Annotated in this window: 16 protein-coding genes; 6 read left to right on the top strand and 10 right to left on the bottom strand. The window is 69.5% G+C overall.

The features are described 5' to 3' along the window. Positions 1-74 precede the first annotated feature (74 nt). Genes pdxA through QTN24_RS01700 form a run of 3 tightly spaced genes read right to left on the bottom strand, consistent with a single transcriptional unit; the run spans position 75 to position 3,307 of the window. Positions 75-1,076, bottom strand: a complete 1,002-nt coding sequence (gene pdxA, locus QTN24_RS01710; RefSeq protein WP_313835118.1) for a 4-hydroxythreonine-4-phosphate dehydrogenase PdxA — start codon at positions 1,074-1,076, stop codon at positions 75-77. Between the two features lie 27 nt (positions 1,077-1,103). Next, the gene (locus QTN24_RS01705; RefSeq protein ID WP_313835117.1) at positions 1,104-2,327 is read right to left on the bottom strand and encodes a four-carbon acid sugar kinase family protein; all 1,224 of its coding nucleotides are present in this window, start codon (positions 2,325-2,327) and stop codon (positions 1,104-1,106) included. Next, positions 2,324-3,307 carry a 2-keto-3-deoxygluconate permease gene (locus tag QTN24_RS01700; RefSeq protein ID WP_313835116.1) on the bottom strand — a complete coding sequence of 328 codons (984 nt, stop codon included), beginning with the start codon at positions 3,305-3,307 and terminating at the stop codon, positions 2,324-2,326. The genes QTN24_RS01705 and QTN24_RS01700 overlap by 4 nt, the downstream gene beginning before the upstream one ends. Positions 3,308-3,528: 221 nt before the next feature. Between QTN24_RS01700 and QTN24_RS01695 the strand changes: the two genes are divergently transcribed. After that, positions 3,529-4,137, top strand: a complete 609-nt coding sequence (locus QTN24_RS01695; protein ID WP_313835115.1) for a glutathione S-transferase — start codon at positions 3,529-3,531, stop codon at positions 4,135-4,137. A 395-nt stretch (positions 4,138-4,532) separates the two neighbouring features. Here QTN24_RS01695 and QTN24_RS01690 read toward each other — a convergent pair whose 3' ends face one another. Further along, positions 4,533-5,351 (bottom strand): IclR family transcriptional regulator C-terminal domain-containing protein, encoded by an 819-nt coding sequence (locus QTN24_RS01690; protein ID WP_313835114.1) that lies wholly within the window; start codon positions 5,349-5,351, stop codon positions 4,533-4,535. 141 nt (positions 5,352-5,492) lie between these two features. Here QTN24_RS01690 and QTN24_RS01685 point away from each other — a divergent pair, with 141 nt between their 5' ends. Beyond that, positions 5,493-7,136, top strand: coding sequence for a malonate decarboxylase subunit alpha (locus tag QTN24_RS01685; RefSeq protein ID WP_313835113.1), 1,644 nt, complete (start codon positions 5,493-5,495; stop codon positions 7,134-7,136). A 64-nt stretch (positions 7,137-7,200) separates the two neighbouring features. Next, positions 7,201-8,199, top strand: coding sequence for a tripartite tricarboxylate transporter substrate binding protein (locus QTN24_RS01680; protein ID WP_409558963.1), 999 nt, complete (start codon positions 7,201-7,203; stop codon positions 8,197-8,199). A gap of 46 nt (positions 8,200-8,245) precedes the next feature. Here the strand turns inward: QTN24_RS01680 and QTN24_RS01675 are convergent, their stop codons facing one another. After that, positions 8,246-9,841 (bottom strand): alkaline phosphatase D family protein, encoded by a 1,596-nt coding sequence (locus tag QTN24_RS01675; protein WP_313835112.1) that lies wholly within the window; start codon positions 9,839-9,841, stop codon positions 8,246-8,248. A 280-nt stretch (positions 9,842-10,121) separates the two neighbouring features. On the opposite strand from QTN24_RS01675, the gene QTN24_RS01670 reads away from it, so the two are divergent. After that, positions 10,122-11,639 carry a DEAD/DEAH box helicase gene (locus tag QTN24_RS01670; protein ID WP_313835111.1) on the top strand — a complete coding sequence of 506 codons (1,518 nt, stop codon included), beginning with the start codon at positions 10,122-10,124 and terminating at the stop codon, positions 11,637-11,639. A gap of 36 nt (positions 11,640-11,675) precedes the next feature. Here the strand turns inward: QTN24_RS01670 and gluQRS are convergent, their stop codons facing one another. Both gluQRS and QTN24_RS01660 read right to left on the bottom strand, forming a co-directional pair. Continuing rightward, positions 11,676-12,557 (bottom strand): tRNA glutamyl-Q(34) synthetase GluQRS, encoded by an 882-nt coding sequence (gene gluQRS, locus QTN24_RS01665; protein ID WP_313835110.1) that lies wholly within the window; start codon positions 12,555-12,557, stop codon positions 11,676-11,678. 12 nt (positions 12,558-12,569) lie between these two features. Further along, positions 12,570-13,502, bottom strand: coding sequence for a LysR family transcriptional regulator (locus tag QTN24_RS01660; RefSeq protein WP_313835109.1), 933 nt, complete (start codon positions 13,500-13,502; stop codon positions 12,570-12,572). Between the two features lie 144 nt (positions 13,503-13,646). Here QTN24_RS01660 and QTN24_RS01655 point away from each other — a divergent pair, with 144 nt between their 5' ends. Next, complete coding sequence (locus QTN24_RS01655; protein ID WP_313835108.1) at positions 13,647-14,348, top strand: pirin family protein; 702 nt, start codon at positions 13,647-13,649, stop codon at positions 14,346-14,348. A 186-nt stretch (positions 14,349-14,534) separates the two neighbouring features. Next, complete coding sequence (locus QTN24_RS01650) at positions 14,535-15,512, top strand: CobD/CbiB family protein (RefSeq protein ID WP_313835107.1); 978 nt, start codon at positions 14,535-14,537, stop codon at positions 15,510-15,512. A 41-nt stretch (positions 15,513-15,553) separates the two neighbouring features. Here the strand turns inward: QTN24_RS01650 and QTN24_RS01645 are convergent, their stop codons facing one another. The 3 genes from QTN24_RS01645 to QTN24_RS01635 are packed head-to-tail and all read right to left on the bottom strand — an operon-like array spanning position 15,554 to position 18,117. Continuing rightward, the gene (locus QTN24_RS01645; RefSeq protein WP_124683623.1) at positions 15,554-15,859 is read right to left on the bottom strand and encodes a putative signal transducing protein; all 306 of its coding nucleotides are present in this window, start codon (positions 15,857-15,859) and stop codon (positions 15,554-15,556) included. 33 nt (positions 15,860-15,892) lie between these two features. Beyond that, the gene (gene rsgA, locus QTN24_RS01640) at positions 15,893-16,870 is read right to left on the bottom strand and encodes a ribosome small subunit-dependent GTPase A (RefSeq protein ID WP_124683624.1); all 978 of its coding nucleotides are present in this window, start codon (positions 16,868-16,870) and stop codon (positions 15,893-15,895) included. Then, complete coding sequence (locus QTN24_RS01635) at positions 16,867-18,117, bottom strand: M48 family metallopeptidase (protein ID WP_124683625.1); 1,251 nt, start codon at positions 18,115-18,117, stop codon at positions 16,867-16,869. The genes rsgA and QTN24_RS01635 overlap by 4 nt, the downstream gene beginning before the upstream one ends. Positions 18,118-18,188: the final 71 nt, after the last annotated feature.

Here is an 18,188-nt window from a genome sequence, read left to right as displayed (position 1 = left end):
AAAAAAAGGGGATCGAAAAAACGATCCCCGATCTTACAGCAGCGGACCTGGGCGCAGGCCCGCCGGGCGGATGGTCAGGCGCGGCGCGTGGCTAGCTCCGCGCCCTGGCGCAATGCTTCCAGCAGGCTGCGCTCGTCGGCGATGCCCTTGCCGGCGATGTCGAACGCCGTGCCGTGGTCCACCGAGGTACGGATCACCGGCAGGCCCACCGTGATGTTCACGCCCGCCTCCAGCCCCAGCACCTTGACCGGGCCGTGGCCCTGGTCGTGGTACATCGCCACCACCAGGTCGAAGTCGCCCCGGCCGGCGCGGTAGAACAGCGTATCGGCCGGCAGCGGACCTTCCACGTCCAGACCCTGCGCGCGCAGCGCTTCCACGGCCGGGATGATCTTCTGCTCTTCCTCGCCCTGGCCGAACAGGCCGTTCTCGCCCGCGTGCGGGTTGATGCCGCAGACGCCGATACGCGGCCGGGCGATGCCGGCGCGCTGCAGCGTGGTGTTGCCGCGCTCGATCGTGCGCTGCACCAGGCCCGGCTCGATCTTGCGGATGGCGTCCATCAGGCCGATGTGCGTGGTCACGTGGATCACGCGCAGCTTGGGCGCCACCAGCATCATCGACACTTCCGGCGTGCCGGTCAGGTGCGCCAGCATCTCGGTATGGCCCGGGAACTTGTGGCCGCCGGCGTGCAGCGCTTCCTTGTTGAGCGGGGCGGTGCAGATCGCGTCGATCTTTTCCTGCTGGGTGAGCTGCACGGCGCGCTCGATGTAGCGGAACGCGGCGTCGCCGGCCACGGCCGACAGCTTGCCGAACGGCAGGTCTTCCGGGATCAGGCCCAGGTCGATGCAGTCGATCGTGCCCGGTGCGAACTGCGCTTCCTCGGGCGTGGCAATGGCCCGCACCTTCAGCGTGGAGCCGACGAGCTTGCCGGCCTGTTCCAGCCGGCGCGCGTCGCCAATCACCAGCGGACGGCATTGGGCGTAGACGCTGTCGTGCGCCAGGCTCTTGACGATGACTTCGGGGCCGATGCCCGTGGCATCACCCATCGTGATGCCGATAACCGGAATGTAGTGGCTCATTGTCTGTAGGTCCCGTTCAGTGGGCATTCATGTCGGGCGCATGGCCTGCCAGGCAAGCCATAGCGCGGATTCGGTGCCGAACGCGCCCGCCTTGGTGACGATGCGGCGCGCCGGGGCGGTCATGGTTTCTGAAAGCGGCACGCCCGGTTCCACCTCGCGTTGCAGCCGCAGCGCGCCAATGCCGGCCGCGGCCAGCATCGCCCGCGCCGTCTCGCCGCCCGTGGCGACCAGGCCGCCGACGTGGCCGAACGCGGGCAGCACCAGCTGTGCCAGCGCGCTGGCCAGCTTGGGGCCTTCGGCCGGGTCGAACGCGTCGTCGCGGCCGATGCAGATCAGCAGGTCGCGGCCGGCCGTCAGGCATTCGGCCACGGCGGCCTGGGCGTCGGTCCAGTCGGCATGGCCCGGCCCGTCGCGCAGCGCCTGGGGCGGCACGACGAGCGAATCGATGCCGGCGCGCTCGCAGAGGTAGCGGGCCTGCTGGCCCGAGACGCCCGACATGCTGCCGATCATCGTCAGCACCGGGCCGTCATGGGCGGCGGACGGGGCGCCGGCCGGGTGGCGGCGCGGCAACGGCGAGACCGCCGCCAGCGCGCGGGCCAGCCCACCGGAGCCGACCCAGAAGGCCGGGTAGTCGAGGTCGATGGACGCCTCGGCCAGCGTGATCAGGTCTTGCGCCACGTCGGCGTCGCAGACCACGGCGTGGTAGCCCTCGGCCTGCCAGGCGTCCAGTTGCGATCGCACGGCGGTGGCGCCGGCCTGCAGCGTGTACAGCGAAATGCGCGCGGTGCGCAGGCCCTGGGCGGTCAGCAACGCGGCCATGTCGGCCGCGCCGTCGATCCCTTCCAGGCGCCAGATGTCGGTATCTTCGAGCGGCTGGCCGTTGACGAACATGCGGCCGTCGCGCGTGGTGCGGCCCGTCGCGGGGAAGGCCGGGGCCACGATGGCCAGGCCGGCCAGCGGCTGCAGCGCGGCCGTCTCAGCGGCCCAGTTGCCGCGCAGCGTCGAATCGATCTTCTTGTAGAGCCGGCGGCCCTCGGCGTGGCCGCAGCGCCAGGCGTCCACATTGCGCGCGGCGGCATCGGCCGGCGGCAGGCGACGGCTGTCGGCATCGGCGGCCACCACGTCGGCACCGGTCACGTCCGTGGCGGCGGCCGCGTCCAGCGTGACCACCGTGCGCGCCCCGAGCGCGGCGAAGCCGATCGCACAATCGGCCGCGCCGGACAGGTCGTCGGCGATGATCAGCCAGCTCATGCGGGGGTCCTGGCCATCGCGGCGCCGGACTTCATGGCCACGCGGCGCGCCACGAAGGCGGTCAGCAGCGGGGTCAGCACGGCGGTCACCACCACGCAGGCGGCCACCAGGATGGTGGCGTGCTTGGCGGCTTCGGTATAGACCGGGTTGGCCGCCGCGACCAGCGTGGGCACCGCCGCGGCGTTGCCGGCCGTGCTGGCGGCCGCCACGCCCGCCACGCCGGTGCCGCCGCTCAGGCGGTCGGCGATGTACAGCGTGAAGCCGGTGACGACCACCACGGCCACGCCGAGCCCCAGGCCCAGCATGCCGGCCTGCCACACCTTGTGCAGATCCAGCCCGGCGCCCAGCGCCAGCGCGAAGAACGGGATCATCACGGGCACGGCCTTGCTCAGGAATTCGCGCATCTCGCGGTCCAGGTTGCCCAGGATCATGCCCAGCATCAGCGGCAGGATGCTGCCGACCAGCGTCGGCCACGGAAAGGCCGACAGGCCGGCCACGCCCAGCGTCACCATGGTGAGGAAGGGGCCCGATTCCAGCGACATGATCGTGTACGCGCCCACGTCCTCGGGCTTGCCGTACTCGCCCATCAGCGCCATGTACAGGCCACCGTTGGTGTCGTTCATCGCGGCCACCACGGCCAGCGTGGACAGCCCGGCAAACATGCCGGCGCTGATCGGCGCCTCGCCCAGGAAGTGGCCCAGCACCACGCCCAGCAGGATCGCCGTGCCGACCTTGGTGGCAAACAGCACGCCGCCTTTCTTGACGATGTAGGGGGTGGCCTTGACGCTGATGCTCGCGCCCATGCAGACGTAGAACACGGCCAGGATGGGCAGGGCGCCCGTGAACAGCGCGTTGGTAAACGACCCGAAGAACTTGGGCCCGTCCGGGGCAAACGTCGCGACCAGCGAACCGATCAGCAGCGGCACGATCATCATGCCGCCCGGCACGCGCTCGATGGCGCGCTTGATATGAATCTGCATCGTCGTCTCCTGCCGCGTGGGGTGCGGCAACTGTGTGTTTTGCGCAGTCGCCTGATCGAATCGATCAAACGTGGGGCGAAGTGTAGGTCAATCGTGCGGATTTGACTAGTTCGATCAAAAAAATGATTGAAATGGTCATATGGTCACTCGACGGGCGAAGCGGCACGACGTGCGCTATCGTATGGCTCCCAATCTACCTGCCTACCTTGACGGAGACTTCAATGAGACTGATCGGCATGCTCGATTCCCCGTATGTGCGTCGCGCGGCGCTGACGCTGCGCCTGCTGGGTCTGCCCTATGCGCTGGAGCAGGTGTCGGTGTTCCGCACGTTCGAGCAGTTTCGCGCGATCAACCCCGTGGTCAAGGCGCCGACGCTGGTTTGCGACAACGAGATCGTGCTGATGGATTCGACGCTGATCATCGACTACGCCGAGACGCTGGCCGGCCGCAGCCTGATGCCGGACGACCTGCCGGCACGCCAGTGCGCGCTGCGGATCATCGGGCTGGCGCTGGCGGGTTGCGAGAAGGCGGTGCAGAACGTCTACGAGCACAACCTGCGGCCGTCGGAGAAGGTGCACGCGCCGTGGGTGGCGCGCGTGGACGGCCAGCGGGCCAGCGCGTTTGCGCTGCTGGAGGCCGAGATGCGGCGGGTGCCGGTGCCTGTGGCCGAGCAGGAGATCGATCAGGCGGGCCTGACCGCCGCCGTGGTCTGGACGTTCACGCAGGCAATGCTGCCGGGGCAGGTCGACCCCGCCGCGCATCCGGCGCTGGATGCCTACACCCGGGCCGTCGAGATGTTCCCGGCCTTCCAGGCCCTGCCGCACGCATAACGTTGGTACAGGCCCGCCGCGCCGGCGCGCCACGTGCCCGGTTGATCGCACAACATGTGCGATACCCCACCAAGACCCCCACAATCGGGTGATGTGGCCGCGCCCGGCTTGCACCACGATACGCGACGGGGCAACAGGATCCTTGCCCCGCTACCACTTCCGCCCCGCGACCTCCCCGGCCAGCGGGGCTTTTTCCTTATGGGCTTTGGCGACGATTTTCTCCCCTCTCCCGCGCGCGGGAGAGGGGCTGGGGGTGAGGGCCAGCGGTTCAAATTGAGACAAGTCGCCCGTTGAACGGCCTGCCCTCACCCCCGACCCCTCTCCCGCAGGCGGGAGAGGGGAGCACACCAACGCGATTCATCCTTGCCGCCGGGTTCGGCCTCTATCGCTATTCCTCACCGCGCCCGCAAAATCCCCTCGATCTTTTCCGCCGCCGTGCGCAGGGGCGGCAGGTAGTGCGTTTCCAGATGGCCCTGGTCGCGGCTGCCCAGCACCATGCTCAGGCCCAGGCCGGCCACGACCTTGCCGGTCTGGTCGTGCAGCGGCACTGACACGCCCGCGAAGCCGTCGGCCAGTTCGCTGACCAGCGTGCACCAGCCGTCGGCGCGCACTTGCGCCAGCTTGCGGGCCAAGGCCGGGCGGGACGTGATCGTGAACGGCGTCAGCTTGCGCAGGTCGGCGCTGGCCAGGTAGGCGGCCAGTGCGGCGTCGTCGAGCCCGGCCAGCAGCACCCGGCCCAGCGAGTGGGCATAGGCGGGCATGCGGCGGCCGATGGCCATGTCCACGCGCAGTAGCTGCCGCGGTTCCTCGCGGGCCACCAGCACCACCGAGTCGCCGTCGAGCATGCCGATCGAGCAGCTTTCGCCCACCTCGGCGCACAGCGCCTGCAGGAACGGGCGGGCGAGCTGCGGCAGGTTCATCGACGCAAAGTAGGCGTAGCCCAGGTCCATCACCTTGGGCGTCAGCGTGAACTGGCGGCCTTGCTGGGCAAGGTAGCCGTTGTGCGCCAGCGTCAGCAGCAGGCGCCGCGCCGCCGCGCGCGTCACGTCTAGCTGTTCGGCCACTTCCTGCATCGTCAGGTGCTCCACGCCGCTTGCGTACAGGCGCAGCAGCGCCAGCCCCTTGGTCAGGGAATCGAGCAGTTCGTCCTTCTTCGGGATGTCGGGCGCGTCTTCGGAGTTGGCGGCGGACGAGGCTTCGGCGCGAGGCGGCATGGTGGCGTTGGCATCAGGGTATCTGCGGGTCAGCCCCGACTTGGCGTCCGGCGGGCCGATCCGTATGATAGGCGTTTCCCGAACATTTGTTCGCAAAACGTGGCTCGGTAGAAACCACGACCAGGGTTCCAGGAGACGGCAATGAAGGTGATCACCACCGCGCAGGCGGCTGCGCTCGTGCAGAGCGGCTGGACCGTGGCCAGCGCCGGGTTTGTCGGCGCCGGCCATGCCGAAGGCGTGACCGAGGCGCTGGAGCAGCGCTTTCTGCACGATGGCCTGCCGCGCGACCTGACGCTGGTCTATTCGGCCGGGCAGGGCGACCGCGGCGCGCGCGGCGTGAACCATTTCGGCAATGCGGGCATGACGCGGGCCATCGTCGGCGGGCACTGGCGCTCGGCCACGCGGCTGGCCACGCTGGCGATGCAGGAGGCGTGCGAGGGCTTCAACCTGCCGCAGGGCGTGCTGACCCACCTGTACCGCGCCATCGCCGGCGGCAAGCCCGGCGTGCTGACGAAGATCGGCCTGCACACGTTCGTGGATCCGCGCACCGCGCAGGACCCGCGCTACCACGGCGGCGCCGTGAACCAGCGTGCGCGCGACGCAATCGCGGCGGGCACGGCCAACTGGGTCGAGGCCGTCGAGTTCCGGGGCGACGAATACCTGTTCTACCCAAGCTTCCGCATCGATTGCGCGCTGATCCGCTGCACGGCGGCCGACACGCGCGGCAACCTGAGCACGCACCGCGAGGCGTTCCACCACGAACTGCTGGCGATGGCCCAGGCCGCCCACAACTCGGGCGGCATCGTGATTGCCCAGGTCGAGTCGATCGTCGACGCCCACGAGGTGCTGCAGGCCGTTCACGTGCCCGGCATCCTCGTCGACTACGTGGTGGTCAGCGAGCAGCCCGCGCATCACCAGATGACGTTTGCCGAGGCGTACAACGACGCCTACGTGCGCCCCTGGCGCGGCGAGCGTGCCGACGCGGCCGAGCGCGCCCGGGAGGCCCAGGCGCTGCCGCCGGCCTCGGCGCCGCTTGACGCGCGCACCATCGTCCAGCGCCGCGCCGTGATGGAACTGGCCGCGCGCAAGCCGCGCGTGGTGAACCTGGGCGTGGGCATGCCGGCGGCCGTTGGCGCGCTGGCCCACCAGGCCGGGCTTGGCGGCTTCACGCTGACCGTCGAGGCGGGCCCCATCGGCGGCACCCCGGCGGACGGGCTGAGCTTCGGCGCGTCGGCTTACCCCGAGGCCGTGGTGGACCAGCCCGCGCAGTTCGATTTCTATGAAGGCGGCGGCATCGACCTCGCCATCCTGGGCCTGGCCGAGCTGGACGGGCACGGCAACGTCAACGTCAGCAAGTTCGGCGAGGGCGAAGGCGCGCTGATTGCCGGCGTGGGCGGCTTCATCAACATCACCCAGAGCGCGCGCGCCGTGGTCTTCATGGGCACGCTGACCGCCGGCGGGCTGGAGGTGCGGGCCGACGACGGCCGCTTGACCATCGTCAAGGAAGGTCGGGTCCGCAAGATCGTGCCGGAGGTGTCGCACCTGAGCTTCAACGGGCCGTACGTGGCGTCGCTGGGCATCCCGGTGCTGTACGTGACCGAGCGCGCCGTGTTCGAGATGCGGGCCGGGGCCGACGGGCAGCCGCGCCTGACGCTGGTGGAGATTGCGCCGGGAGTGGACCTGCAGCGCGACGTGCTGGACCAGTGCGCCACGCCGGTGGCCGTGGCCGACGACCTGCGCACGATGGATGCGCGGCTGTTCCGCCCCGGCCCGATGCGGCTCTGAGGCGCCGCGCGGCAACGATCAGAAAAGTGGCCGGCCCGAGCCGGCCCATATTGGAGGAAGCAACGTGCAAGACCGTCAACACCGCAGACATCGTCGTCTGGCCATTTCCGCGCTGGCACTGGCCGCCGCGCTGCCGTTCGCGCCGGCGCAGGCCCAGCAGAACTACCCGGACAAGCCGATCCGCCTCGTGGTGCCGTTCCCGGCCGGCGGCCCGACCGACACCGCCGCGCGCATCATCGGCCAGAAGATTGGCGAAACGCTCAAGCAGACCGTGGTCGTCGACAATCGCCCGGGCGCGTCGGGCACCATCGGCACCGAGACTGTGGCCAAGTCCGCGCCGGACGGCTACACGCTGGTGATGCTGGCCACCCCTACGCTGCTGGCGCCGCACCTGCTGCCGCGCAAGAGCTACGACATCTTCAAGGACTTCACGCCGGTCGGTAACGCCTACGAGCTGCCGATCGTGATGGTGGTGAACCCGACCGCGCTGCCGGACGTGACCGACCTGCCGTCGTACATCGCCAAGGCCAAGGCCGCGCCGGGCAAGATGAACTACACCAGCGCTGGCAACGGCAGCTTTGGCCACCTGTCGACCGAGCTGCTGAAGAACCTGGGCCATTTCGACGTCCAGCACGTGCCGTACAAGGGTAGCGCGCCGGCCATTTCCGACCTGCTGGCCGGACAGGTGCCGATGATGTTCTCGGACATGATCGCCGCGCTGCCGCACATCAAGGCCGGCAAGCTGCGCCCGATCGCGGTGGGGTCGGCCAGGCGCGTGTCGTTCGCGCCGGATGTGAAGACCGTGGCCGAGCAGGGCTTTCCGGGCTTCGACGCGTCGTCGTGGGGCGGCCTGCTGGTGCCGGCCGGCACGCCGAAGGACGTGGTGGCCAGGCTGTCCGACGCGCTCAAGGGCGCGCTGGCCGATCCGACCGTCCAGCAGAAGATGCTGGACGCCGGCACCGTGGCGTCGTACCAGACGCCCGAACAGCTTGCCGCCCGGATGCAGAACGACTACGCCCGGTGGGGCAAGGTCATCAAGGACAACGGGATCAAGAGCGACTGATCCCGGCCGGGCACGGCGCGCCGGATCCCGCTGCGGGGTGCGCGGATCAGGCTTGCGCCTGCAACACCTGCTGGAACTGCGACACGCCGTTCAAGTCACGAAGGTCCACGGTCAGCGCGCGCGACGCGGGATCGATGTTGACCTCGCCAAAGAACTGGAATCCGGCGAACGGCGACATGTTCTGGACGGTGGGCGCCTTCTGGAAGACCACGCGCGGCCCGAACGTGTTGTCCAGCGGATTCGGGCCGAAGCTGCCCGCGTTGAGCGGCCCGGCCACGAATTCCCAGAACGGGTCGAAATCCTGGTACTGGGCGCGCTCGGGCGCGTAGTGGTGCGCCGCGCAGTAGTGCACGTCGGCGGTGATCCAGACCACGTTGCGCAGCCCGGCCCGGCGGATGCGCGACAGCAGCCGCGCGGTTTCCAGCTCGCGGCCCAGCGCCGGGCCGTCGCCGTTGGCGATGGCTTCCCACTTCGCGCGGCCCTGCGCGTCCTTGCCGTCGGGCACGCCGAGGCCGATCGGCATGTCGGCGGCAATCACCTTCCACGTGGCCTGCGAGGCCGTCAGCTCCGCCATCAGCCAGTCCAGTTGCGCGTTGCCCAGGAACGCGGTGCCCGGGCCTTCGGCCGTCTCGCGGTTGTAGCCGTTGGGGCCGCGATAGCTGCGCATGTCCAGCACGAACACGTCGAGCAGCGGGCCGTAGGCGATCTTGCGATGCACGCGCTCGGCCAGCCCCTGGCGGTGCCAGCGCATCGGCGCGTTTTCCAGGAAGGCGCGGCTGCCGCGCGCCACCAGCAGGCGCACGTCCTTTTCGGTATAGCGCGCGTCGGCCGACAGGTCCTTGGCATCGGACCAGTTGTTGGTCACCTCGTGGTCGTCCCACTGCCAGATCTGCGGCACCTGGCTGGCAAAGCGGCGCACGTTGGCGTCGAGCATGTTGTAGCGGTGGCGGCCGCGGAATTCCTTGAGCGTCTCGGCCACCTTGCTGACTTCCTCGGTGACCACGTTGCGCCAGATGCGGCCGTCCTCGGCCTTCTGCTCGGCCGCGATCGGGCTGTCGGCGTAGATCGTGTCGCCGCTGTGGATGAAGAAGTCGGGGTCGCGCTGGCGCATGGCCTCGTAGATGCGCATGCCGCCCAGGTCCCGGTTGATGCCCCAGCCCTGGCCGGCCGTGTCGCCGGACCAGACGAAGCGCACCGGGCGGTCGGCCGTCATCGCGCGGGTGCGGAAGCTGCCCGCCATCCACGCGCCCTGGCCGCGACGCTGGCCCGGCTGCTCGAAGGCCACGCGCACGTGGTACGACTGGCCGGGTACCAGGCCGGTCAGCTGGGTGCGGGCCGTGAAATCGGTCTCGCTGGTGGCCAGCGGGCCGGAGATGCGCGTGGCGTCGCGAAAGTCGGGGTGGGTGGCGTATTCGACGATCATCCGCGCGGGGGCGTCGGCGCGGGCCCAGACCACGAGGCCGTCGTCGGACGGATCGCCAAGTTGGATGCCGTCGGGCGCGCCGGGACGGCCCGCGGCGACCACGGCCGGCGCCGCCAGCCCGGTGGCGACGCCCGCGGCCAGCCCCAGGAAGCGGCTGGAAGTGCGCAGGAAGCCGCGGCGGGCGGCGTCGGTCGGTTCGGTGGGCAGGCGGTCGGTCATTGGCGCGTCGACGGGTTGGGGTGGATGCGGAGGCACGGGGCCGGGCCGCTATGCTCGCCAGCGATTGTGACGTGTTGTTGACACGTCATTGACATCCCCGGCGCCGATACTGCCCCAGTGTGCCCGTGTCCGCTGCCCGACTCTGGTGGTAGAATCCAAGTCTTTGATTTTCCGGGCAATTCATCTTTTCGCGACTTTACCTGCCGCGACTGGCCCGTAGAACCGTTCCAGACGCGTGTCCGATTGCCCCGGCGCCACGCCGTTGCAAAGACACCTATTGATGACGATGACGAACACCCCAGACCAGACCCCGGCCGCAGAGCAGACGTTCGAAAGCTTCGGGCTGGACGCACGCGTCCTGCGCGCATTGTCCGACCAGGGCTACACCAAGCCCACGCCGATCCAGGCGCAGGCCATCCCCGTGGTGCTGCTGGGCAAGGACGTCATGGGCGCCGCACAGACCGGCACCGGCAAGACCGCCGGCTTTGCGCTGCCGATCATCCAGCGCCTGCTGCCGATGTCCAACGCCAGCGCCTCGCCCGCGCGCCACCCGGTGCGCGCGCTGATGCTGACGCCCACGCGCGAACTGGCCGACCAGGTCTACGACAACGTGGCCCGCTACGCGCAGCACACCGACCTGCGCAGCACCGTGGTGTTCGGCGGCGTCGACATGAACCCGCAGACCGACGCGCTGCGCCGTGGCGTGGAAATCCTGGTGGCCACGCCGGGCCGGCTGCTGGACCACGTGCAGCAGAAATCGGTGAACCTGTCGCAGGTGCAGATGCTGGTGCTGGACGAGGCCGACCGCATGCTCGACATGGGCTTCCTGCCGGACCTGCAGCGCATCATCAACCTGCTGCCGGCGCAGCGCCAGACGCTGCTGTTCTCGGCCACGTTCTCGCCCGAGATCAAGAAGCTGGCGTCCAGCTACCTGAAGCAGCCGGTGACGATCGAAGTGGCGCGCAGCAACTCGACCAACGAGAACGTGCGCCAGGTGGTCTTCCAGGTGCCGGACGGCCACAAGCAGGCCGCCGTGGTGCACCTGCTCAAGCAGCGCGCGTCGCAGCAGCAGTCCAAGCAGTGCATCGTGTTCGTCAACAGCAAGATCGGTTGCTCGCGCCTGGCGCGCCACCTGGAGCGCGAAGGCATCAACGCCGCCGCGATCCATGGCGACAAGACCCAGACCGAGCGCATGCAGACGCTGGACGGCTTCAAGAACGGCTCGATCGACGCGCTGGTGGCCACCGACGTGGCCGCGCGCGGGCTGGACATCCCGGCCATGCCCTGCGTGATCAACTTCGACCTGCCTTTCAGCGCCGAAGACTACGTGCACCGGATTGGCCGGACCGGCCGTGCCGGCGCCAGCGGCGATGCGCTGTCGATCTACGTGCCGGGCAACGATGACCGCCTGCTGGCCGATATCGAGAAGCTGATCAAGCGCAGCGTGCCGCGCGGCACGCTCGAAGGCTTCGACCCGACCGGCGAGCGCGCGCGCCAGGACGAATCGGACCGCCGCCGCCAGCGCACGGACGTGCGCCGGACCCGCGATGGCGGAGGCAGCAGCAGCGAAGGCGAGGCCGATGCCGCCGCGCCGCGCCGTCGTCGCACCGAGCCGAACGGCCGCCCGGCCTTCCGCCCGTCGGACGATCCGTTCTTCTCGCGTCCGTACGAGCCGTCGGGCAACTACACGCCGGCACCGAAGCCCGAAGACCAGATCGCCGCCGCGCTCACGCGGGGCCGCCAGTCGCCCAAGCGCCCCGTGGCCGCGCTGCTGGGCGGCGCGCCGCGCAAGTCGTAATTTCCTGAATCTCTCCCGCCGGCGGATGCGCGCGACTCAGTCGCCGATCCGCCAACGGCGCGCCCATTGCGCCGTGGCCGCTGCCAGCCAGGCGGCGACCGTCGCTTCCCCGTTCACGATGTCCAGATGGGCGCCCGCCTGCCGCAGCGCGTCCAGCGGCGCGGTGGCGTCCAGCGCCTGCGCGCCGCTCTGCTTGCTCAGCTTTTCGCCATCGGCGTTGACCACCACCGGCACATGCAGGTACGACGGCGTCGGGATGCCCAGCAGGTGCTGCAGGTGGATCTGGCGCGGCGTGGAGTCGAGCAGGTCGGCGCCGCGCACGATGTGCGTGATGCCCTGGGCGGCATCGTCGACCACCACGGCAAGCTGGTAGGCCCACAGCCCGTCGGCCCGGCGCAGCACGAAATCCCCGAGTTCCGTTTCCAGGTCCTGGCACTGGCGGCCCTGCCAGCGGTCGTCGAAGCAGAGGGTGGCCGCCGGGCCGTCCGGCACGCGCACGCGCCAGGCGCGCGGCAGCTTGCCGTGCAGCCCGTTGCGGCAGGTGCCGGGATAGCCCAGCGTCTGGTGGCGCTCGCGCACGTGCACCAGCGAATCGGCGATTTCCTTGCGCGAGCAGCCGCACGGGTAGAGCTGGCCGGCGGCGTCGAGCCGGCGCAGCGCATCGGCATAGAGCGATTCGCGGCGGCTCTGCCAGACCGGCGGCTCGTCGGGATGCAGCGCCAGCGCGTGCAGCGTGCGCAGGATGCCGGTGTCGGCGTCCTTCACGCAGCGCGGATAGTCGATGTCCTCGATGCGCACCAGCCAGTCGCCGCCATGGGCGCGGGCGTCGAGCCAGCTCGCCAGGGCGGTGACCAGCGACCCCAGGTGCAGCGGGCCGGTGGGGGAGGGGGCAAAGCGCCCCCGGTAGCGTTGCGGCATGGGACGGCGCCGTTACTCGAACGACTCCATCTGCTGCGGCGCCTGCTGCATCAACGCCTGCGCCAGGCGCGGGTCTTCAAGCTTGCTGGCCCACCACTGCAGCGCCTTGCCGCGCGTGTTGGTGCGCCAGGCGGCCTTGAACGTGCCCGGCGCGCGCACTTCCACGGTCTCGCGCACCTGCAGCACGCCGCTTTCGATATGGGGCTGCGCCATCGGGGCCGGCAGCCAGCCGCAGCCCAGGCCGCGGATCTGGGCTTCGAGCTTGTCGCGCATGGTCGGCACCACCAGCACGTCCTGGCCGGCCAGCACGCCATGGGTGCGGGCGGGCAGGTTGCGCGAGGTATCGCCCACGGCCACGATGCGGTGCTTGGCGATCTGGATCGTCGTGAGCGGGCCTTCCTCGGTGGCCAGCGGATGGTGGGCGGCCACCGCGAACACGAACGGGATGGTGCCGAGCGGCCGGACCTGGAAGCCCTGGGTGCTGGGCAGCTCGTAGGCGCCGCCGATGATCATGTCGGCGCGGTTGCTGACCAGCGCGTCCCAGGTGCCGCCGAGCACTTCCTTCGAAAAACGCAGCCGGGTGGCCGTGTTCTCGGCGTAGAAGTCCTGGATCACCGGCAGCAGCGCGCGAAAGTTGATCAGGTCGTCGACGGCGATGTTCAGGCTGGCCTCCCAGCCCGTGGCCAGCCGCTTCACGCGCCGCGCCAGGTCGTCGGCCGCGTGCAGCAGGTGGCGGCCCTCGTCCAGCAGGGCGCGCCCGGCCGGCGTCAGCTCGGCCCGGTGGCGCCGGCGGTCGAACAGCAGCACGTCCAGATCTTCTTCCAGCTTGCGTACGACGTAGGTCAGGGCCGAGGGCACCTTGCCCATCTCGTGGGCGGCGGCGGCGAAACTGCCTTTACGCTCGATGGCGTCCAGGACTTCAAGGGATTCAAGTGACAGGGGCATATTCAGAATTTCTGAACAACTGCTTCTAACGCGGTGCCCGCCAATATACTCCCGCTCCCCTAAACTGCCTAGCATCGAAACGCCGCAGGCCTGCAGCCAGACGCTGGCAGGTTCGAATGCCAGGCCACAAGGAGGGCCATCAAAATGATTGAAATCCGTAAGTCTGAAGAGCGCGGTTATGCGGACCATGGCTGGCTCAAGTCGTACCACAGCTTCTCGTTCGCCGATTACTACGACCCGCGCCACATCCAGTTTGGCCCGCTGCGTGTGATCAATGAGGACCGTGTGGCGCCCGGCATGGGCTTCGGCACGCACGGCCACCGCGACATGGAGATCATCAGCTACGTGCTGGACGGCGAACTGGCGCACAAGGACAGCATCGGCAACGGCAGCGTGATCCGCCCCGGCGACGTCCAGCGCATGAGCGCCGGCACCGGCGTACGGCACTCGGAATACAACCACGCCGCCAACGATACGACGCACTTCCTGCAGATCTGGATCGTGCCGGATCGCCAGAACCTGGAGCCGGGCTACGAGGAAAAGCGCTTCGACGCCGAGGACAAGCGCGGCCGGCTGCGCCTGGTGGGCAGCGCCGACGGCGCCGAGGGCTCGGTGGTGATCCATCAGGACGTGCGGCTCTACGCCGGGCTGTTCGATGGCGACGAGTCCGCCACGCTGGCGCTGCAGCCGGGCCGCCAGGCCTACGTCCACGTGGCCCGGGGCCGGATCTCGGTCAACGGCCAGCCGCTGGAGACCGGCGACGCGGCCAAGCTGTCCGGCGTGGATGCGATCGCGCTGGACCGGGGTGCCGACGCCGAGGTGCTGGTGTTCGACCTGCCGGCCTGACCGTCGCCGCGGGGCATTGACCGCCCCGCCCGCCACGACGCCCGCCCGCAAGGGTGGGCGTTGTCGCATCGAGGTGTCGGTAACCAGTGCTTACAGGTACTGGAAAGTGTTGCCGCTATGCTATCGTCTGGCTATCCGCCATGCGACCGCCGCGGCACATCGCCGCCCGCCGATTCACGTCACGCGATGACCTTCGTATCCATTCTTCTGGCGCTGATTGCCGAGCAGTTCCGTGCGCTCGGCCGGAACAATCCCATCTACGACATCGTGCGTGTGCTGGGTGACCGGGCCGAGCATGCCTTCGACACCGGCCGGCCGCGCGATGCCGCGCTGGCCTGGCTGACCGTGGTGCTGCCGCTCACGCTGGCCGCCGTGGTCGTCCACTACCTGCTGGCGTCGATCAGCGTCGCGCTGACGCTGGTCTGGAACGTCCTGCTGCTCTACCTGACGCTGGGCTTCCGCCAGTTCAGCCACTATTTCACCGACATCCACGAGGCGCTGAACCGCGACGACCTGCACACCGCGCGCGCGCTGCTGCACGAGTGGACCGGGCTGGACACGGTGGAGATGCCGGTCAGCGAGATCGTCCGCCATACGCTGGAAGCCGCCATCGTGGCCGTGCACCGGCACGTTTTCGGCGTGTTCTTCTGGTTCCTGGTGCCGATCGGCCCCGGCGGCGTGGTGCTCTACCGGACCGCCGAATTCCTGAATCGCCAGTGGAACCTGCCGTCCAACGAGCGCAGCCCGGCGCTGGGCCGGTTTGCCGCCCGGGCGTTCTACGTGCTGGACTGGATTCCGTCGCGCCTGACCGCCATCGGGTTTGCCATCGTCGGCAATTTCGAGGATGCGGTCTACGCCTGGCGCAACCACGCGCGCAAGTGGGACGACGCCGTCAACGGCATCCTGCTCGCCAGTGGCGGCGGGGCGCTGGGCGTGCGGCTGGGCCAGCCGCTGGCCGAGGAGGATTCGAGCGTGATGCTGCGCACGAGCCTGGCCGGCGTGGACTACGCGCCCGGCATGGGCGAGGCCGAGCCGGTGCCGCCCGAATTCGGCGCGGACCCGGGCATCCGCACGCTGCAGTCGGCCGTCGGGCTGGTCTGGCGCGCGGTGATTCTCTGGATGCTGTTGCTGGCGATGATCTCGCTGGCGCTGTGGGTGGGCTGAAGGCCCGCCCCCGCATCAGGGCCGGCGCGTGCCGGCCCTTTTCATTCGGCGCTGGCGCCGCATTGCCAGCAGGCCGCGAACTGGGCCTCGTGCCATTCTCCGCAGCGGCGGCACTGCCAGCGCGGCCCCGGCGACGGATTGGCCGCCGCGTTCAACGCGGCCCACGCCGCCGGCTCATCCCCATCGTCGACGATCCACACCTGCGGCGCGCTTTCCAGCAGCGGGATGTCGCCCGCCGCGCCCGCCAGCCAGGTGTTGCGCACCTCGGCGCGGATGCCGGCCGCGCGCAGCACGTTCTCGCAATGCGCGGCGTGGACCAGCGAAGGCGTCCTCAGCAGCAGTTTCATGTTCGGCGCGGCAAGCCAGCAGGTGCGCCCAAGTTACCACGGCTTCTGCTGCCGCGACTCGTGCAGCAACTGGGTGTAGAGCTGATGGCGGCGCGGCGAGATCGTGCCGCCGTCGATGGCCGTCAGCACGCCGCAGCCGGGCTCGTTGATGTGGTGGCAGTTATAGAACCGGCATTCGGTCAGGCGCTGCCGGAACTCCGGAAACGCGCGCTCCAGCATGCCTTCGCTCAGGTGGTGCAGGCCGAATTCCTGGAAGCCCGGCGAATCGATCAGGTAGCCGGGCCGGCCGTCGACCACCGCCCAGGTGTCGGGCAGGTGGTAGAGCCGCGTGAACGTGGTGGTGTGCTTGCCCGAATCCAGCTTGGCCGAAATCTCGCGCGTCTGCGCCTCCACGCCCGGGATCAGCAGGTTCAGCAGCGACGACTTGCCCATGCCAGACTGGCCGATCAGGATGCTCGACACCCCGGCCGTGCGCGGCTGCAGCGCCGCCAGCGCCTCGTCGGGGCGGCCGTGCACGGACAGCTCCAGCGTGTCGTAGCCAAGGTCCTGGTACAGCCGCAGCCGGCGGCGCGCGTCGTCCAGGCGGTCGGTCAGGTCGGTCTTGTTCAGGATCACCAGCGGGCGGATCTCCAGCGCCTCGGCCGACACCAGCGCCCGGCCGAGCAGGTCTTCCGAGAAGCTCGGCTCGGTGGCCAGCACGATGATGACCTGGTCGATATTGGCCGCCAGCAGCTTGGACTTGAACTGATCGGACCGGTACAGCAGGTTCTTGCGCGGGTCGATGGCGGTGATCACGCCCTGGTCCACGGCGGCCAGCTCGATTCGGACGTGGTCGCCCACGGCGGCGTCGCTCTTCTTGCCGCGCGGGAACGCATGCAGGTGCGAGCCGTCGGCGCGCTCCACCACGTAGTGGCGGCCGTGCGCGGCGACGATCAGTGCGGATTCGGCATCGGCCCCGGGGCCCTTGCCGGCACCCTTGCCGGCGTTGTGGTGGCGCGCGCTGCGGGTCATGCGTGCGCCAGCAGGCGGTCGATCCGCTGGGCGGCGGGCGGATGCGAGTAGTAGAACGCGCTGTAGAGCGGGTCGGGCGTCAGCGTGGACGCATTGTCCTTGTACAGCTTGACCAGCGCGGACACCAGGTGCCCGGCGTTGGTCTGGTGCGCGGCGAATTCGTCGGCCTCGAACTCGTGGCGGCGCGACGACTGGCTCGCCAGCGGCCCCAGGATGAACGTGAACACCGGCAACGCCAGGAAGAACAGCACCAGGGCCAGCGCGTGGTTGCTGGCGCCGAAGTTGGGCAGCACGCCCAGCCCCGTATAGAACCACTCGCGCGTGGCCAGCCAGCCCAGCAGGGCCAGGAACACCAGCGACAGCGCAAACGTCACCGCGATCATCTTGGCCACGTGGCGGCGCTTGAAGTGGCCCAGTTCGTGGGCCAGCACCGCTTCCACCTCCTCGCCGTCCAGCCGGGCCAGCAGCGTATCGAAGAAGACGATCCGCTTGGCCGCGCCAAAGCCGGTGAAATAGGCGTTGCCGTGCGCGCTGCGGCGGCTGCCATCCATCACGAACAGGCCCTTGCTGGCAAAGCCGCACTTGCGCAGCAGCGCCTCGATGCGCTCGCGCAGGCTGTCGTCGGCCAGCGGCTCGAACTTGTTGAACAGCGGCGCGATGAACGTGGGCACGATCACCTGCAGCAGCAGGCTGAACGCCACCCAGAGCAGCCACGTGTAGAGCCACCAGTAGGTGCCCGCCCGGTCCATCAGCCACAGCACGGCCAGCAGCAGCGGCAGGCCCAGCACGCAGGCCACCAGCGCCATCTTGGCCAGGTCGGCCAGCCAGAGCCCGAACGTCATCTTGTTGAAGCCAAAGCGCTGCTCGATCACAAACTGGCCGTAGAGCGAGAACGGCAGGTCGAACAGCCCGCCGATCACGGCCACGCTGGCGATCAGCGCCACGCCGTAGAAGTAGCCGCCGCCGTCGAACACGTGCAGCCAGAACTGGTTCAGCGCGTGCAGGCCGCCGAGCATCGTGAAGCCGATCAGCACGGCCGCGCCGGTCAGCACCTCGATCATCGACAGGCGGGTGCGGGCGATGGTGTAGTCGGCCGCCTTCTGGTGGGCGGACAGCGCGATGGTGTCGGCAAAGCGCGCCGGCACGGCGTTGCGATGGCGCGCCACATGGCGGATCTGGCGCGAGGCGAGCCAGAGTTTGGTCACAACCATGATGACCAGGGCGGCAAGAAAGATCAGCGTGAACATCGGTGGCCTTGGTGGCGATGGCGCGGTGCACCATCGGAAAAACCGGAAGTGCGGGGCGGGCCATCTGGGGC

The sequence above is a fragment of the Cupriavidus sp. SZY C1 genome, assembly GCF_032190535.1.
Lineage (GTDB): Bacteria > Pseudomonadota > Gammaproteobacteria > Burkholderiales > Burkholderiaceae > Cupriavidus > Cupriavidus pauculus_C.
The sequence above is the reverse complement of the archived record's forward strand: the minus strand, read 5'-3'. Positions and strand labels throughout refer to the sequence as shown.

What these genes read in the sequence shown, in the direction of transcription:
- pdxA (WP_313835118.1), bottom strand. Translation starts at nt 1,076, where the DNA reads ATGAGCCACTACATTCCGGTTATCGGCATCACGATGGGTGATGCCACG.
- QTN24_RS01705 (WP_313835117.1), bottom strand. Translation starts at nt 2,327, where the DNA reads ATGAGCTGGCTGATCATCGCCGACGACCTGTCCGGCGCGGCCGATTGT.
- QTN24_RS01700 (WP_313835116.1), bottom strand. Translation starts at nt 3,307, where the DNA reads ATGCAGATTCATATCAAGCGCGCCATCGAGCGCGTGCCGGGCGGCATG.
- QTN24_RS01695 (WP_313835115.1), top strand. Translation starts at nt 3,529, where the DNA reads ATGAGACTGATCGGCATGCTCGATTCCCCGTATGTGCGTCGCGCGGCG.
- QTN24_RS01690 (WP_313835114.1), bottom strand. Translation starts at nt 5,351, where the DNA reads ATGCCGCCTCGCGCCGAAGCCTCGTCCGCCGCCAACTCCGAAGACGCG.
- QTN24_RS01685 (WP_313835113.1), top strand. Translation starts at nt 5,493, where the DNA reads ATGAAGGTGATCACCACCGCGCAGGCGGCTGCGCTCGTGCAGAGCGGC.
- QTN24_RS01675 (WP_313835112.1), bottom strand. Translation starts at nt 9,841, where the DNA reads ATGACCGACCGCCTGCCCACCGAACCGACCGACGCCGCCCGCCGCGGC.
- QTN24_RS01670 (WP_313835111.1), top strand. Translation starts at nt 10,122, where the DNA reads ATGACGATGACGAACACCCCAGACCAGACCCCGGCCGCAGAGCAGACG.
- gluQRS (WP_313835110.1), bottom strand. Translation starts at nt 12,557, where the DNA reads ATGCCGCAACGCTACCGGGGGCGCTTTGCCCCCTCCCCCACCGGCCCG.
- QTN24_RS01660 (WP_313835109.1), bottom strand. Translation starts at nt 13,502, where the DNA reads ATGCCCCTGTCACTTGAATCCCTTGAAGTCCTGGACGCCATCGAGCGT.
- QTN24_RS01655 (WP_313835108.1), top strand. Translation starts at nt 13,647, where the DNA reads ATGATTGAAATCCGTAAGTCTGAAGAGCGCGGTTATGCGGACCATGGC.
- QTN24_RS01650 (WP_313835107.1), top strand. Translation starts at nt 14,535, where the DNA reads ATGACCTTCGTATCCATTCTTCTGGCGCTGATTGCCGAGCAGTTCCGT.
- QTN24_RS01645 (WP_124683623.1), bottom strand. Translation starts at nt 15,859, where the DNA reads ATGAAACTGCTGCTGAGGACGCCTTCGCTGGTCCACGCCGCGCATTGC.
- rsgA (WP_124683624.1), bottom strand. Translation starts at nt 16,870, where the DNA reads ATGACCCGCAGCGCGCGCCACCACAACGCCGGCAAGGGTGCCGGCAAG.
- QTN24_RS01635 (WP_124683625.1), bottom strand. Translation starts at nt 18,117, where the DNA reads ATGTTCACGCTGATCTTTCTTGCCGCCCTGGTCATCATGGTTGTGACC.